Here is a 14,777-nt window from a genome sequence, read left to right as displayed (position 1 = left end):
GCCGGCGGCGGCGGCGCGAGCGCCGGTCGTCACGGCCAGAGGCCAAGGAGGCTGCCGCCGATCTTGACGATGAAGGCGCTGACGATGAGCACGAAGACGGCGCGCACGAAGCCGCTTCCCCTCGCGACCGCGGTGCGTGCCCCGAGGTAGCCACCGAGCAGGTTGGCCCCTGCCATGACGACACCGACCTTGACGAGGACCAGGCCCATGGGCGCAAACACGGTGAGCGCGCCGAGGTTCGTCGCGAAGTTCGCGATCTTGGCCTTGGCGCTGGCCTCGAGGAAGTTGTAGCCGAGCAGGCCCACGAGGGCGAACACGAGGAAGCTCCCGGTGCCGGGCCCGAGCGCCCCGTCGTAGGCGCCGATGACGAAACCCGTCAGCATCGCGAGCACCGTGTGGCGGGCCCCGTGGAACCGGCGGATCGACTCCTTGCCGAGATCGGGCCTGAGCAGCGTGTAGGCGCCGACGACGACGAGCAGCACGAGGATGATCGGGTTGAACGCCGACTTCGGGATGTGCAGCCCGATGAGAGCTCCGCCGATCGAGCCGAGGTACGCCACGCCGGCCATGGGCAGGGCCGTGCGAAGGTCGGGACGCACCCGGCGGTAGAAGGTGACCGAGCTCGTCGTGGTGCCGAAGATCGAGGCGAACTTGTTCGTCGCGAGCAGCTGCGCCGGTGAGGCGCCGGGCAGGCCGACGAGCAGCGCCGGCAGCTGCACGAGCCCGCCTCCGCCGACGACGGCGTCGATCCAGCCGGCGACGAAGGCCGCGAGCCCGAGGAAGGCGAGGGTCGTCAGGGTGGGGTCGCTCACGCGCTGGGACCCTGGGCCTGCGCGTTCCACGACTCGACGATCGTCAGCACGTCGCCGAGCTCGTGGGCGACGGCATCGGGAGTGGCGTCGTGGGAGACCTGCTGCTCGACCGGGATCGTCGAGTGCGGCACCCAGATCGCGCGCATCCCGACCTGCTGCGGCCCGTGGACGTCCTCGTAGGACCGGTCGCCGACGTAGGCGCACTCCTGCGGCGCCACCCTGGCCTGGCCTGCGGCGTACGCGAAGATCTCCGGCTGCGGCTTCACCCACGGCGTCTCGCTGGAGTACACGTCGACGTCGATGAGGTCGAGCACCCCGTCACGCTCGAAGATCGACCGGTGGTAGGCGCGGTCCCACAACGTGTTGGAGAGCACACCGACGCGGATTCCCTTGTCGCGCAGTGCCTCCCACAGCGGACCGATCTCCGGCGCGGTGAGCGTGTGGGGCTCCCACAGCTCCCGGTATGCCGTGAGCGCCTCGTCTGATCCGGGGTGGCCCTCGGCGATCCCCACCGACGCGAGCAGCTCGTGCAGGCGCGCACTGCCACCGCCGCAGCGCCCGCGAGTCCACGCCGCGTCCTCGGCCTCGCAGATGGCCGCGACGAACGCGGCCCGCGCCTCGCCCGTGTGACCGAGCCCGGCGGCATACGCCTCCCACGTGAGGTGGAAGTCGACCTCGTGCCATGGCGTGATGGTGCCGCCCCAGTCGAAGAAGACCGCCCGCACCGGGCGGCCGGCGGCGCTCACGAGCGCTCGACCTCCGCGGTGACCTCGGCCGTGAGGGCGGCGACGACGTCGTCGACGGCGACCTCGCGGCGCTCGCCCGAGCGACGGTCCTTGATCTCGACCTTGCCGTCGGCCAGGCCGCGGCCGATGACGAGGATCGTCGGCACACCGATGAGCTCGGAGTCCTTGAACTTCACGCCCGGGCTCACACCCTTGCGGTCGTCGACGAGAACCGACAGGCCCTGCACCTCGAGCTCGCGGGCGATCTCCTCCGCCTTGACGAAGAGCGCCTCGTCCTTGCCCGCCGCCACGATGTGCACGTCGACAGGCGACAGCTCACGCGGCCAGATGATGCCCGACTCGTCATAGTTGCCCTCGACGACGCAGGCCACGGCACGCGAGACGCCGACGCCGTAGGAGCCCATGACGACCGTCACGAGCTTGCCGTTCTGGTCGAGCACCTTGAGGTCGAGGGCCTCGGCGTACTTCGTTCCGAGCTGGAAGACGTGGCCCATCTCGATGCCGCGCGCACCCGAGAGGACGTGGTCGCACTGGGGGCAGGGATCGCCGAAGCGGACCTCGGCGGCCTCGATCGTGCCGTCGCCGGTGAAGTCACGGCCCACGACGAGGTCGATGACGTGACGACCCGGCTCGTTGGCGCCGGTGACCCAGCGGGTGCCCTCGGAGACGCGGGGGTCGAGCAGGAGACGAATGCCCGTCGTGCCCTCGGTGCCGAGCGCGCCGGGGCCGATGTAGCCCTTGGTGAGACCCGGGTGGGCCGCGAAGTCGGCCTCGGTGAACGGCTGCACCTCGGCGGGCTCGACCTGCGCGCCGAGCCGCTTCTCGTCGACCTCGCGGTCGCCCGGGACACCGATGGCGACCGGCTCGCGCCTGCCGTCGGGGTGGGCGAGCATGACGACGACGTTCTTGAGCGTGTCACCGGCCACCCAGGGCCGGTCCTCGCGCGGGAACCGCTCGTTGAGGTGGTCGACCAGCGTCTGGATCGTGGGGGTGTCGGGGGTGTCCTCGACGTGTGCGGCGGGAATGTCCTCCCAGCCGACCGGGCTGGGAGCCGGCACCCTGACGGCCTCGACGTTGGCGGCATACCCGCAGCTCGTGCAGTGGACGTAGGTGTCCTCGCCGACCTCGGCGGTCGCGAGGAACTCCTCGCTCCTGCTGCCGCCCATGGCGCCGGCCATGGCCTCGACGATGACGTAGTGGAAGCCGAGACGGTCGAAGATGCGGACATACGCCTCACGGTGCGCCTGGTAGCTCTTGTCGAGCCCGGCCATGTCGACGTCGAAGGAGTAGCTGTCCTTCATGACGAACTCGCGGCCCCGCAGCACGCCGGCGCGGGGGCGCGCCTCGTCGCGGTACTTCGTCTGGATCTGGTAGATCGAGAGCGGAAGGTCCTTGTAGGAGCTGAAGAGGTCCTTGACCGTGAGGGTGAACATCTCCTCGTGCGTGGGACCGAGGAGGTGGTCGGCGCCCTTGCGGTCCTGGAGGCGGAAGATGTTGTCGCCGTACTCGGTCCAGCGACCGCTCGCCTCGAAGGGCTCCTTCGGCAGCAGTGCCGGGAAGAGCAGCTCCTGGGAGCCGATGGCGTCCATCTCCTCCCGCACGATCCGCTCGACGTTGCGCAGCACGCGCAGGCCGAGCGGCAGCCACGTGTAGACACCGGGGCTGACGCGCCGCACGTAGCCCGCGCGGACGAGCAGCCGGTGGCTCGGGACCTCTGCGTCCGCCGGGTCCTCGCGAAGGGTGCGCAGGAACAGGGACGACATGTGCAGGGCCACCGGGACTCCTCGGGTTGGTGCTCGTCTTCGTGCAGGTCGTGGTGCGTGTCGGGCGCACGCGTGCCGCGCCTGCGGGGCAGGGCGCGCGTGCGGAACCTCGGCAGGATATCCGCCCGGCGGTGGTCTCCGTCTGGCACGTTCCCTGTCCGGTTTCCAGTCCGCCACGACGCGCCGGTCCGTCCCACCCTCGGGCAGGCTCTGGTCGTCCTGAAGGACCGACCTGGACAAGGCCGCTCCGCTGCGCGACCGCGGCGTAGCGTCGCGCCATGGCGGACGTCTACCTGCACGGGCACCATGCGAGCGTCCTCGCGTCACACGGGGCGCGTACGGCCGCGGACTCGGCGGCGTACCTGCTGCCGCACCTGCGCGAGGGGCTGCGCGTCCTCGACGTCGGATGCGGCCCGGGCACCATCACGCTGGACCTTGCCGAGGCGGTGGGCACCACGGGTGAGGTCATCGGCATCGAGAACGTCGCGGGGCCGCTCGCCGAGGCCCGCCGCAACGCCGCCGCACGCGGTGACGCCCGAACACGGTTCGAGCTGGCAGACGTCATGGCGCTTCCGTATGCCGCCGCGTCCTTCGACGTCGTCCACGCCCACCAGGTGCTCCAGCACCTCACCGACCCCGTCGGCGCGCTCCGCGAGATGGCGCGCGTCACGCGACCTGGTGGCCTCGTCGCCGTCCGCGACGTCGACTACGCCTCGATGGTGTGGCACCCGGAGTCCGCAGGCATGACGCGCTGGCTCGAGGTGTACCGCCGGCTCGCACGGCTGAACCACGCCGAACCCGACGCCGGGCGACACCTCGTCGCCTGGGCGCACGCGGCGGGGCTCGAGCGGCTGGCTCCTTCGGCCTCGCTGTGGACGTACGCGACGGCCGAGCAGTGCGCGTGGTGGGGCGGCGTCTGGGCAAGGCGGACGCTGCACTCGACCTTCGCGACGCAGGCAGTGGGACGCGGGCTCCTGACCAGGGACGAGCTCGTGGAGGTCAGCGAAGCATGGCGGGCCTGGTCCGTGCACCCGGACGCGTGGTTCGCGATGACCCACGCCGAGGTCCTCGCCACAGTCTGAGCCGGGCACGGCAGGGTCCGGCTCAGGGCTGCAGGGCAGTCCGCCGGTCGATGCCACGTCCCGGCAGGAGACTGAGCTCGGTCACATCGGCTCGGTAGAGCGCGAGGCCCGAGTCCGCGAGCCGCTGGTGGTCCCACACCCCCGCCGCATCGGTGACGCTGCGGTCCGAGTACGTCTGGACCTCTCGGGAGACGTCCGCGTCGTCCATTTGGCGCGCGATGGCACGGGCGTAGACGCCCAGACCCGTGCCCACCGCCTGAGTCGAGTCGAGTCGAGTCGAAAACCGTCAGTGCGACGTCCGCCCAAGCCCCGACGTTGCGGCTGTGCGTGGACGCCGGAGACGAGACCCACCAGAACGTCGTCAGCCCGTCGGCCGCGAAGTAGACGGGTGAGGCCCACGGCCTCCCGTCCGCGTCTGCCGTCGCCAGGACGACGTAGCGCAGGGCCTCGACGACGCGGAGCGCCTGCTGCCGCTCCTCGTCCCTCTGGTCCGTCGTGCTGGTCATCATCACTCCTCACGTCGCGGGTCGGCCCGACCACCGTGACAGCCTCGGTCTCCCGGCACCACCGGTGCCGGCGAAACCGCTGGCCCACGGGCGTCCTGCTTTGCCACAGTTCCCGTATGCCGTCGACTGCCCTCGCATTCACCTTGATCACCCGGCCCGGCGAGGCCAGGGCAGCGTTCGCCGGCCTCGTCGAGCGAGAGCCCGAGGCACTCAGCGTCGTCGCGAGCGTCACCGAGAGCCTCGTCGTCGACCCGACGCGCTTCACCGGCCCCCGGTGGTGGGCCGGACGGGACGCGAGCGGCAGCGTCGTGGCCGCGTTCATGCACACACCCCCGCACCCGCTCCACATCGCGCTCGCCACTCCTGAGCAGGCGCGAGGCCTCGCGGCGCTGCTCGCCGACCACGGTGATGCGCTGCCGGGCGTCGGCGGGCTGAGATCCCCCGCCGAGGCCTTCGCCGACGACTGGGTTTCCCGGACCGGCGCGAGCGCCTCGGTCGTCATGGAGGTCGGCCGCTTCGACCTCCCGGCTCGGCCGCGCGTGCCGTTCCCGGTGCCCGGGGCGTTCCGCCCTGCCACGGAGACCGACTCTGAGCTCGTCGAGGACTGGCACCAGCAGTTCTACGAGGCGATCGAGGGCCCCACGGCGCGCGCGACGTCGCTGAACCGGCACATCGCGCAGGGCCGTGTCGGGCTCTGGGAGGACGACGGCCGGGCGGTCTCGATGGCCTACGCCTCCCCCGCCAGCGGAGGCGTGACCCGGATCTCCGGCGTCTGGACCCCGCCGCCGCTACGCGGCCACGGCTACGCGAGCGGCGTCGTCGCCGCCCTGAGCATCGCCCGCCAGGACGCCGGCGAGGCGTGCATGCTCTACACCGACCTCGCCAACCCGACGTCGAACGCGATCTACCAGGCCATGGGCTACCGCCGCGTCGGCGACAGCATCAGCATCGCCTTCACCGCGTGAGCCCCCCGGCTCGCAGCGCCGTACGGATCATCGGCCACTGGAGCGGAAGCCGCGCCACGGTGGCCGCCAGGCAGCCCTGCTTGCCCCTGTTGTGCGGGTCGCGGCCGAGACGGCGCCTGGCCCGCTCGGTCATCGTGACGTTGGCCGGGAAGACTGCGACCAGCAGCGCCGCCGACGCCAGACCGGCCACCCGCCGAGTCCTGGGGACGAGAATGCCCACGCCACAGGCGATCTCGGCCGCGCCAGACGCGAAGACGAGGGCTCGCTGTGAGGGCAGCCTCGTGGGCACGATCGACTCGAACACCTCGGGGCGCACGAAGTGCATCGTGCCCGATGCGAGGAAGAGGCCCACCAACGCGATGGCGTCCTTGCCGAGCGGAGCCTTCGTCGGGGTCTTCATGCCGCCCACCCCAGGCGGCTGCCTGCCCCTCAGAGCAGGACCGTCGTGAAGGCACCGACCTCATGGAAACCGCAGCGCGCGTAGGTTGCCCGCGCCGCCACGTTGAAGTCGTTGACGTAGAGCGACACCTCGTCGGCGAGCCCGTCGAGCACCTGATCGACCACGCTCGCCATGGCCGGCACCGACAGCCCGCGCCCCCGCAGACGCGGGTGGAGCCACACCCCCTGCACCTGGGCGCACCCGAGGGCGAGCGAGCCGACATCGGCCTTGAAGACGACCTCGCCGTCCTCGACCTTGACGAACGTGTGACCGGCGCGGACGAGCGCGGCGACGCTCGCGCGGTAGCCGCGGTCGGAGCCGAAGTACGGCGGGTAGCCGATCTCCTCGGTGAACATGTGGGCGGCCGCGGGCAGCACGAGGTCGACCTCGTCGAACCTCGCCGGCCGCACGTCCGGGTCGACCTCGACGCCGAGGTCCGACGGTCGCCGCCGCGTCGTCAGAAGGGGCTGGTGGGTCCGAACCGCCCTCACCGGACCCCACGCCGGGCCGAGGCGGTCCCACAGCCCCACGACCTGCGACGAGGGCCCGAAGATCGACGCGCACTGCCGGCGCATCCTGGTGATCCGCGCCGCAACCGCCGTGAGGCCGTCGTCGTCGAGCTCGACCGGCACGACGTTGGCGCTGACCCACGCCAGGCCGCGCAGCTTGCCGTCGTCCCAGTGGCCGAGCAGCGACCCGGGCGACGAGCGCAGGGAGCCCTCGGCGATGCGCGCCGCGACGAACACGTTGGCCACCCGGTCGCGCGAGCAGACGTCGAGCGCGACGTCGTGGTCGGCAGCCGACAGCGGCCGCACGGGGAGGCGTTGGCGGAGCACCTCCCAAGAGTGCCTGCCAGCGGGCCGGGTGTCACCCCGGCGCGCCTCACGATGCCGTCACGGCCGTCGTCGGCGTGCGGCGTGGAGCACCGGCGAGTCGAGGTCGGTGTTGTCGACCACCCAGGTGGCGTGTCCACGCGGGTCGGCCTCGGCGAGGTAGAGCCGCTGGCCGCCCACGTAGCGGTGGTTCGACTCGCCGTCCGGGTCAGGGTCGTGCTCGCCGATGAACCGGGCGTTGCCACGTGGCACCGACACAGCGAAGGGCACCTCGACCCAGATGGTCGCGTCCCACACGTCGCGCAGCTCCGGCCGCTGGAGGAAGATGCCGTCGACGAGGAGCACTGTCTCGAGGCCGACCGCCACGGGCTCGGGGTGGACGGGCCGGTCGGCGACGACGTCGTTCACAGCCGGCCTCAGCGGCTCACCGCGCCGGAACGGCTCCACGACCGCGCCCCGGAACGCGTCGTAGTCAAAGGAGTCCGCGTAGAAGGTCTCCGGGCCGCGGCCACGCGCCACGCGCTCCGCCCGCGGCCGGTGGAACCCGTCGATCGAGACCCGCAGCACGTCGCGTTCGCCGGCCAGCACCTCGGCGAGCTGGTCCGCGAGCACCGTCTTGCCGGCGCCGTCGACGCCGTCGACGGCCACGGCGACCCGCTCACCCGGCCGCAACGCGACGACGCGGTCCGCGAGATCGCGCACGACGGCATGGCGGGCCGTGGACGGAGCCGGCGGTCGCACTCAGCCGACGGTGACGCTGGGGGCCCCTGCCGACTCCTCGTCGATCGGCTCGCCCATCTCCTCGGCGAGCCGCATCGCCTCCTCGATGAGGGTCTCGACGATCTGCGACTCGGGCACGGTCTTGATGACCTCACCCTTGACGAAGATCTGGCCCTTGCCATTGCCCGACGCCACACCGAGGTCGGCCTCACGGGCCTCCCCCGGGCCGTTCACGACGCAGCCCATGACAGCCACGCGCAGCGGCACGGTCATGCCCTCGAGGCCGGCGGTCACCTGGTCGGCGAGCGTGTAGACGTCGACCTGCGCGCGCCCGCACGAGGGGCACGAGACGATCTCGAGCCGGCGGGGGCGCAGGTTCAGGCTCTGGAGGATCTGGATCCCGACCTTGACCTCCTCGACCGGCGGGGCCGAGAGCGAGACGCGGATCGTGTCGCCGATGCCGCGCGACAGCAGCGCGCCGAAGGCGGTGGCGGACTTGATCGTGCCCTGGAAGGCCGGCCCTGCCTCCGTGACCCCCAGGTGGAGCGGCCAGTCGCCGCGCTCGGCGAGCAGCTCGTAGGCCCGCACCATGACGACGGGGTCGTTGTGCTTGACCGAGATCTTGAAGTCGTGGAAGTCGTGCTCCTCGAAGAGGCTCGCCTCCCAGACAGCCGACTCGACGAGCGCCTCGGGCGTCGCCTTGCCGTACTTGGCCATGATCCGGCGGTCGAGCGAGCCGGCGTTGACACCGATGCGGATCGAGACGCCCGCGTCCTTGGCGGCCCGGGCGATCTCCTTGACCTGGTCGTCGAACTGGCGGATGTTGCCCGGGTTGACGCGCACCGCGGCACACCCGGCGTCGATCGCGGCGTAGACGTACTTCGGCTGGAAGTGGATGTCGGCGATGACCGGGATCTGGCTCTTCCGCGCGATCGCGGGCAGCGCGTCCGCGTCGTCCTGGCTGGGGCAGGCCACGCGCACGATGTCGCACCCCGAGGCCGTGAGCTCGGCGATCTGCTGGAGCGTCGCGTTGATGTCGGTCGTCGGCGTCGTCGTCATCGACTGGACCGAGACCGGGAAGTCGCTTCCGACGCCCACCTTGCCGACCTGGATCTGGCGGGTCCGGCGCCTGGGCGCGAGGACCGGCGGGGGCGCGGACGGCATACCGAGGGAGACGCTCATGGTCGCCATTATGTCGCGCCACGCTCAGGGCTTGTGCCGTCGGGCGGGCTCACCGGCCCGAGGTGACGCTGCGTGACGCGGCGTTCAGCCGAAGAGGCGGATCGGCTTGACGATGTCGGCGTAGATGAGCAGCACCGACATCGTGATGAGCACGAGCGACATGCCGTAGGCGATGGGCAGCCCCTTGGCGACATCCACGAAGCCCGGGTCGGGCCGGTTGCGCAAGCGCGCCCAGCCCTTCTTGACCGCCTCCCAGAGCGCCCCGGCCACGTGACCGCCGTCGAGGGGCAGGAGCGGCACGAGGTTGAAGACGAAGAGCGCGAGGTTGAGCGAGGCGATGAGCAGGATCAGCTGCGCGATCTTGACCCAGTTGCCGCCCTCGTCGGCCGGGATGTCGAGGGCCGCCACCTCGCCACCGATGCGGCCGACACCGACGACGGAGATGGGGCCGTTGGGGTCGCGCTCCCCGGAGCCGAACGCCGCCTGGACGACGCCCGCCATCTTCTCGGGGATCTTGACGATGATCGCGGCGGTGTCGACGAGACGGTCCCACACGAAGCGCGGCGCCTGCGCGACTGGGGTCTTGACGAGCTCCTGCCCGGGTGTGATGCCGGCGAAGCCCATCTCCGCCAGGACCGGCTTGCCGTCCCGCGCGATCGGCTCGCCCTCCTCGTCGAAGGTGGCACGCTCGAGGACGGCGGGCTTGATGTCGATGGACACGCGCTGGTCGCCGCGCTGGACGACCCACGTCATCTGCCGGCCCTTGCTGTCGCGGATCGCCGCGGCGACCTGGTCCCACTTCGTCACGGGGTTGCCGTCGACCGAGATGATGCGGTCGCGTTCCTGGAGGCCGGCCGCGGTGGCCGGGGCGACCGGGTCACCCGGCCGGCACTTCGGCTGGGGCACCTGGAGCGTCGGGGCGGCGGTCGGCACGCACTGGGAGAGCAGGCCGACCTTCGGGGCCACCTGGGGCAGGCCGTACAGCGTGATGACACCGGTGATGAGAGCGGCGGCGATGATGAGGTTCATGATCGGTCCCCCGAGCATGATGATGATCTTCTTGCCGGGGCTCAGCCTGTAGAACACGCGGTCCTCGTCGCCGGGCTTGACCTCCTCCATCGAGTCCGCGCGCGCCTGGTCGACCATCTGGCTGAAGCGGCCGGTCGAGAGGGTGCGCAGCTCGCCGGGCTTGTCGCCGGGGCGCGGCGGGAGCATGCCGATCATGCGGACGTAGCCACCGAGCGGGATCGCCTTGATGCCGTACTCCGTCTCACCGCGGCGTCGCGACCAGACGGTCGGGCCGAAGCCGACCATGTACTGGGTCACCTTGACCCCGAACCTCTTGGCCGGCACGAGGTGGCCGATCTCGTGCAGCGCGATGCTCAGCGCCACGCCGACGACGACGACCAGAACCCCTAGGAAGAACAGCACGGTCTCATTGTCACACCCACCCCGCCCATTCCCGATTCGATGTATTGCTGCGGGCTCTGGCCCGCAGCAATACATCGACCCACAGGTTCTGGTGGTCCACAGCCATCTGGCGCGAGGCATGCTTGTCCACAGCTCGTCGGAGCAGCCACCACGGACGGCCCAACCGCCATGACTCTGTCGCGCATGGATCGCACTCGACGACGACGGTTGGCGAATCACCTGGCCGAGGGCCAAGGCGGCGTTGCCTCCCGGTCCCAGCTGGCGTCTCTCGGCATCTCGCGTCACGACATCGGCTACGAGATCGACGGCGGTCGCTGGCGTAGGTACGGACATCAGACCGTCGCCGTGCACACCGGCCCTCTCGCCATAGTGGCCCGGTGCTGGGCGGCGGTCTTCGAGACGGGAGCCGGAATCGCCGCCATCGACGGGGCGACGGCCCTGCAGCATGCCGGCCTCAAGGGTTACATCGACCACGACGTCCACGTCTCAGCCGTGCACAACCACAACACCCCACGGCTCGCGGGAGTCAAGATCCACAAGGTGATTCGGCGGGTAGCGGGCCAGCTGGTGGAGGCCGGACTGCCTCGCACGCGCCCCGAGGTGGCGGCGATCCGCGCGGCACACTGGGCGGCCTCCGATCGACAGGCCGCCCTCGTCCTGCTCATGACGGTCCAGCAACGCCTGACGACTCCCGCACGACTGGCGGCCGCCCAGCGGCTCGTGCGCGGACGCACTCGTCGGGCGTTCATCCGAGCAGTGGTTCGTGACATCGCGTTCGGCGTGCAGAGCCTCGGGGAACTCGACTTCGGCCGCCTGTGCCGGGCTCGAGGACTGCCGGAGCCGTCGCGGCAGGTTGTACGTCAGACGCCAGCCGGGCGCAACTACCTCGACGTCGCCTGGGACGAGTTCGACCTGGCGGTCGAGATCGATGGGGCGCAGCACCGGTGGGGCCTCGCGGTCATGAACGACAACCTCCGACAGAACGACGTCACCCTCTCTGGCGACCGGGTGCTCAGAATCGACGTCATCGGGCTCCGCCTCGAGACCGATCGGTTCTTCGAGCAGGTCGAGCGCGGCCTCTCACAGCGTCGCGCCGCGTGAGCCTGCCCTGCGCTCCGCCACCTCCCGGTTCGATGTATCTCCGCGGTCTCTGGGCTGCGCAGATACATCGACCCGAGGTCAGGGTGCGGGCGGGACGAGGTCGCCCGCGGCGCTGCGGGCCCAGGCGTCGGCGGCGAGGACGTCGTCGAGCGTGAGGTCACGCACGCGCGAGGCCGGCTCGGCGGCATACGCGTCGATGACCCGCGCGACGGTGTCGACGATGTCGACGAATCCGAGGCGACCGTCGTGGAAGGCGTCGACGCACACCTCGTTCGCGGCGTTGTAGACGGCCGGCCACGTGCCGCCCGCCTTCCCCACGCGACGGGCGAGAGCAACGGACGGGAACGCGTCATCGTCGAGCGGTTCGAAGTCCCACGACTGCGCCTTCGTCCAGTCGACGGGCACGTCCGCGTCGGCGATCCGCTCGGGCCAGCTCATGCCCAGAGCGATGGGCACGAGCATCCGCGGAGGCCCGGCCTGCGCGATCGTCGAGCCGTCGACGAACTCGACCATGGAGTGGATGAGCTGCTGCGGGTGGACGACGACGAGGATGTCGTCGAAGGGGATGTCGAAGAGCAGATGTGCCTCGATGACCTCCAGACCCTTGTTGACGAGGGTGGCCGAGTTCGTCGTGATGACCCGGCCCATCGCGAAGTTCGGGTGCGCGAGCGCCTGGTCCGGCGTGACATCGGCCAGCTCGGCGCGTGAGCGCCCACGGAAGGGTCCGCCGCTCGCGGTGACGACCAGCCGTCGCACCTCGTCGGCCCGCCCACCGCGCAGGCACTGGGCGATCGCCGAGTGCTCGGAGTCGACGGGCACGATCTGTCCGGGTGCCGCGAGCGTCTTGACGAGAGGGCCACCGATGATGAGCGACTCCTTGTTGGCGAGGGCGAGCGTCGTGCCGGCACGCAGGGCCGCGAGCGTCGGCTCGAGACCGATGGCACCGGTGATGCCGTTGACGACGACGTCGGCCTCGCGTCCGGCGAGCAGAGCGCTCGCGTCGGCTCCGACGAGCAGCTCCGGGTCGTATGCCGTCACGCCGGCCTCGTCGGCCGCCTTCGCGATCGCTCGGGTGAGGTCGGTCTCGGACCCGCTCGCCACCGCCACCACCGGGACACCAAGGGCGACCGCCTGCTCGGCGACGAGGTCGAGGTTGCCTCCGGCAGACAGCCCGGTCACCTCGAAGCGGTCGGGGTTGCGTCGTACCAGGTCGATGGCCTGGGTGCCGATCGAACCGGTCGAGCCCAGCAGGACGATGCGGCGGCGCAGCGGCGCCGGGGTGTCAGTCACCCCGGCATTGTTCCGCAGCCGACGCTCAGGCGGTCACTCCCCTCGCCCGCAGCAGCTCGTCGCGCTTGAACGCGTAGGCGACCGCCCACGTCATGCGCAGGCGGTACATGCGGATGTCGTCGCCCCAGCTCCAGGGGCTGCTGCCGTAGTAGGCCGTCCAGTGGGACTCGACCTCGTCGCGCTCCGCCCCGGGCGGCATGAGGTCGGCGTAGCCGTGGCTGAAGAGTGCGAGGTCCTCTGCGTCGATGTGCGCGACGCTGACGGCCGGTCGCTTCTCGAGGTGACGCGCCTTGGCCGACGACCCGTCGGTGCTGAACGTCCACGTGCCGTGCAGGAAGTGGCCGTCCAGCGCGCTGATGCGGGGCTCACCAGCGGCGGTGACGGTGGCGACGGACAGCACCTTCATGCCGGTGAGCAGGGCCGTGAGCTGGTCGGCCGACAGGGTGCGTTCATCGTTGATGATGCCGCGGAGGTGCCCGGTGGACCTCGCGTGCGACTCGTCGAGCAGCGTCTGCAGCGCTGCGACCTCGTCCGGTGTCTCGAGCATCCTTCGACGTTAGCGCCAGGCACTGACGATCGACCTGATCACCAGCAAGCGACGTCACTCGCCACAAAGAAGGCGTGCCCGCCCCAGACGAACCACGGACCGACCTCGTAGCCGGCGGCCGGCGCGGCGACGTGCGGCGGCGGAAGCAGGACGCTCGACGGCACCGAGGGTCGTGCCTGCAGGACGCCCGGATCGGTCTGGGCCGCCGGCTCGCTCATCGGCACGCCCGAGGGCGGCGGCAGCCCGGGACCCTCCCCCGGGGGCAGGAAGCCGGTGCGTGGGTCGCGCTGCGGAGCGACGCCGGCCTCGGCGAGGTTCTTGACGACGGCGAGCCTGGTCCGCATCAGGGCAGCGACCCCGGACCCGTCGACGACGCGCCCTGGACCCGAGGGCAGCCAGCCGGTGAACGTCTCGGCGAGCCGGGCGCCTCCCTCACACGGCTCGATCGTCGTGACGACGTCGGCCTCGTGCGACGACGTCAGGTCCCGCTCCACGATCCGCGACGGGGGCCGCGCCTCGACCACGAGGGACACCGAGCCGGCCCGTCGTCCGTCATCGCGACGGTGGACCGCGAGCACGTGCTCGCGTCCCGGCTCGTCGGCGAGCTCGAGGCGGACGAGCCGCTCGACGCTGGGCTTGAGCAGCTGCTCCGAGCTCGGGGTCGCGAGCACCTCCCACAACCGTTCGGGCGACACCGCGACGTCGATGCTGGCCGTCTCGTGCACCGGTGTCACGCCGGGGGCACCCACCACGGCGGCACCGTGACCGACGAAGCCGTTCGCGGTCACGAGGTCGACCGAGTCGTCGGCGACGGCGTCACGGGTGCCGTCCCGTGGCATGCCCTCGACGTCGGCCTTGAGCCCGAGCAGCGCCCGCGCCACCCAGGCCCGGGCGAACTCCGCCACGGCGTCACCGGGTGCGATGCCGTCGAGCCTCTGTGCGACGACGCAGCCACCGTCGAGGGACTCGAGCGTCGTCGTCAGGGTCAGGTCGTCGGAGCCGTCCGACGAGCGGGACACGACCCGGACGCCGGGCTCCACGTCGACGACCGTGCTGACGCCGACCCACAGCCGACCGTTGGACCGCCGCCACACCCCGGCGAACTCGGGCAGCAGACCCGGGCTCGCACTCGGCAGGGCGAGCACCCGGACGCAGTCGACGCCGAGCTCGGCGCCCGGCCGGGGCGAGACGAGATGGGGCCACACATCGCCCGGCGCGCGCTCGATGAAGACACGGTGGCCGACATCGCGCGGCACGACGACGGGCGCCGGCTCGTCACGACGGCCGGCGCGTTCCGGGAAGAGTCCGCGCAGGATGCCCACGCCCGGCAGTCTCCCCCACCGCATCGGCCACGTCAGAC

General features: G+C 71.3%; 15 protein-coding genes and 1 pseudogene. 3 read left to right on the top strand and 13 right to left on the bottom strand.

Annotated elements, in window-relative coordinates:
- Positions 1-29: 29 nt before the first annotated feature.
- The 3 genes from ACFQU3_RS16575 to ACFQU3_RS16565 are packed head-to-tail and all read right to left on the bottom strand — an operon-like array spanning position 30 to position 3,333.
- Positions 30-812, bottom strand: a complete 783-nt coding sequence (locus ACFQU3_RS16575; protein ID WP_385911707.1) for a TSUP family transporter — start codon at positions 810-812, stop codon at positions 30-32.
- A complete protein-coding gene (locus ACFQU3_RS16570; protein ID WP_385911705.1) occupies positions 809-1,558 on the bottom strand; it encodes an HAD family hydrolase in 750 nt (249 codons plus the stop codon). The genes ACFQU3_RS16575 and ACFQU3_RS16570 overlap by 4 nt, the downstream gene beginning before the upstream one ends.
- Positions 1,555-3,333 (bottom strand): proline--tRNA ligase, encoded by a 1,779-nt coding sequence (locus ACFQU3_RS16565; protein ID WP_385911703.1) that lies wholly within the window; start codon positions 3,331-3,333, stop codon positions 1,555-1,557. The genes ACFQU3_RS16570 and ACFQU3_RS16565 overlap by 4 nt, the downstream gene beginning before the upstream one ends.
- A gap of 266 nt (positions 3,334-3,599) precedes the next feature.
- Here ACFQU3_RS16565 and ACFQU3_RS16560 point away from each other — a divergent pair, with 266 nt between their 5' ends.
- A complete protein-coding gene (locus tag ACFQU3_RS16560; RefSeq protein ID WP_385911701.1) occupies positions 3,600-4,403 on the top strand; it encodes a methyltransferase domain-containing protein in 804 nt (267 codons plus the stop codon).
- A gap of 22 nt (positions 4,404-4,425) precedes the next feature.
- Here ACFQU3_RS16560 and ACFQU3_RS16555 read toward each other — a convergent pair whose 3' ends face one another.
- Complete coding sequence (locus tag ACFQU3_RS16555) at positions 4,426-4,656, bottom strand: hypothetical protein (protein WP_385911700.1); 231 nt, start codon at positions 4,654-4,656, stop codon at positions 4,426-4,428.
- 28 nt (positions 4,657-4,684) lie between these two features.
- Positions 4,685-4,909: pseudogene (locus ACFQU3_RS16550) on the bottom strand (pyridoxamine 5'-phosphate oxidase family protein); the annotation flags it as partial.
- 116 nt (positions 4,910-5,025) lie between these two features.
- On the opposite strand from ACFQU3_RS16550, the gene ACFQU3_RS16545 reads away from it, so the two are divergent.
- Positions 5,026-5,874, top strand: a complete 849-nt coding sequence (locus ACFQU3_RS16545; protein WP_385911698.1) for a GNAT family N-acetyltransferase — start codon at positions 5,026-5,028, stop codon at positions 5,872-5,874.
- Here ACFQU3_RS16545 and ACFQU3_RS16540 read toward each other — a convergent pair.
- The 5 genes from ACFQU3_RS16540 to ACFQU3_RS16520 all read right to left on the bottom strand — a co-directional run bounded on the left by ACFQU3_RS16540 (position 5,864) and on the right by ACFQU3_RS16520 (position 10,479).
- Positions 5,864-6,274, bottom strand: a complete 411-nt coding sequence (locus tag ACFQU3_RS16540; RefSeq protein WP_385911697.1) for a MauE/DoxX family redox-associated membrane protein — start codon at positions 6,272-6,274, stop codon at positions 5,864-5,866. The two genes, ACFQU3_RS16545 and ACFQU3_RS16540, sit on opposite strands and share 11 nt — an antisense overlap.
- Positions 6,275-6,303: 29 nt before the next feature.
- Positions 6,304-7,149 carry a GNAT family N-acetyltransferase gene (locus tag ACFQU3_RS16535; RefSeq protein ID WP_385911695.1) on the bottom strand — a complete coding sequence of 282 codons (846 nt, stop codon included), beginning with the start codon at positions 7,147-7,149 and terminating at the stop codon, positions 6,304-6,306.
- A gap of 57 nt (positions 7,150-7,206) precedes the next feature.
- Positions 7,207-7,887 (bottom strand): uridine kinase, encoded by a 681-nt coding sequence (locus ACFQU3_RS16530; RefSeq protein ID WP_385911693.1) that lies wholly within the window; start codon positions 7,885-7,887, stop codon positions 7,207-7,209.
- A complete protein-coding gene (gene ispG, locus ACFQU3_RS16525; protein ID WP_385911691.1) occupies positions 7,888-9,048 on the bottom strand; it encodes a flavodoxin-dependent (E)-4-hydroxy-3-methylbut-2-enyl-diphosphate synthase in 1,161 nt (386 codons plus the stop codon).
- A gap of 84 nt (positions 9,049-9,132) precedes the next feature.
- Positions 9,133-10,479, bottom strand: a complete 1,347-nt coding sequence (locus tag ACFQU3_RS16520; RefSeq protein ID WP_385911689.1) for a M50 family metallopeptidase — start codon at positions 10,477-10,479, stop codon at positions 9,133-9,135.
- A gap of 183 nt (positions 10,480-10,662) precedes the next feature.
- Between ACFQU3_RS16520 and ACFQU3_RS16515 the strand changes: the two genes are divergently transcribed.
- Positions 10,663-11,580: a hypothetical protein gene (locus ACFQU3_RS16515; RefSeq protein WP_385911687.1), complete on the top strand. Its 918-nt coding sequence runs from the start codon at positions 10,663-10,665 to the stop codon at positions 11,578-11,580.
- 78 nt (positions 11,581-11,658) lie between these two features.
- Here ACFQU3_RS16515 and dxr read toward each other — a convergent pair whose 3' ends face one another.
- The 3 genes from dxr to ACFQU3_RS16500 are packed head-to-tail and all read right to left on the bottom strand — an operon-like array spanning position 11,659 to position 14,739.
- The gene (gene dxr / locus ACFQU3_RS16510; RefSeq protein WP_385911685.1) at positions 11,659-12,870 is read right to left on the bottom strand and encodes a 1-deoxy-D-xylulose-5-phosphate reductoisomerase; all 1,212 of its coding nucleotides are present in this window, start codon (positions 12,868-12,870) and stop codon (positions 11,659-11,661) included.
- Positions 12,871-12,895: 25 nt separating this feature from the next.
- Complete coding sequence (locus tag ACFQU3_RS16505; protein WP_385911683.1) at positions 12,896-13,417, bottom strand: pyridoxamine 5'-phosphate oxidase family protein; 522 nt, start codon at positions 13,415-13,417, stop codon at positions 12,896-12,898.
- A gap of 38 nt (positions 13,418-13,455) precedes the next feature.
- On the bottom strand, positions 13,456-14,739 hold the full coding sequence (locus ACFQU3_RS16500) for a hypothetical protein (RefSeq protein ID WP_385911681.1): 1,284 nt from the start codon (positions 14,737-14,739) through the stop codon (positions 13,456-13,458).
- Positions 14,740-14,777 lie beyond the last annotated feature (38 nt).

Source organism: Terrabacter sp. GCM10028922 (assembly GCF_042666095.1).
In the GTDB taxonomy this organism is placed as follows: Bacteria; Actinomycetota; Actinomycetes; order Actinomycetales; family Dermatophilaceae; genus Terrabacter.
Note: the sequence above shows the minus strand (reverse complement) of the source record. Positions and strands in the feature narration are given on the sequence as shown.

What these genes read in the sequence shown, in the direction of transcription:
- ACFQU3_RS16560 (WP_385911701.1), top strand. Translation starts at nt 3,600, where the DNA reads ATGGCGGACGTCTACCTGCACGGGCACCATGCGAGCGTCCTCGCGTCA.
- ACFQU3_RS16515 (WP_385911687.1), top strand. Translation starts at nt 10,663, where the DNA reads ATGGATCGCACTCGACGACGACGGTTGGCGAATCACCTGGCCGAGGGC.
- ACFQU3_RS16545 (WP_385911698.1), top strand. Translation starts at nt 5,026, where the DNA reads ATGCCGTCGACTGCCCTCGCATTCACCTTGATCACCCGGCCCGGCGAG.
- ACFQU3_RS16540 (WP_385911697.1), bottom strand. Translation starts at nt 6,274, where the DNA reads ATGAAGACCCCGACGAAGGCTCCGCTCGGCAAGGACGCCATCGCGTTG.
- ACFQU3_RS16505 (WP_385911683.1), bottom strand. Translation starts at nt 13,417, where the DNA reads ATGCTCGAGACACCGGACGAGGTCGCAGCGCTGCAGACGCTGCTCGAC.
- ispG (WP_385911691.1), bottom strand. Translation starts at nt 9,048, where the DNA reads ATGAGCGTCTCCCTCGGTATGCCGTCCGCGCCCCCGCCGGTCCTCGCG.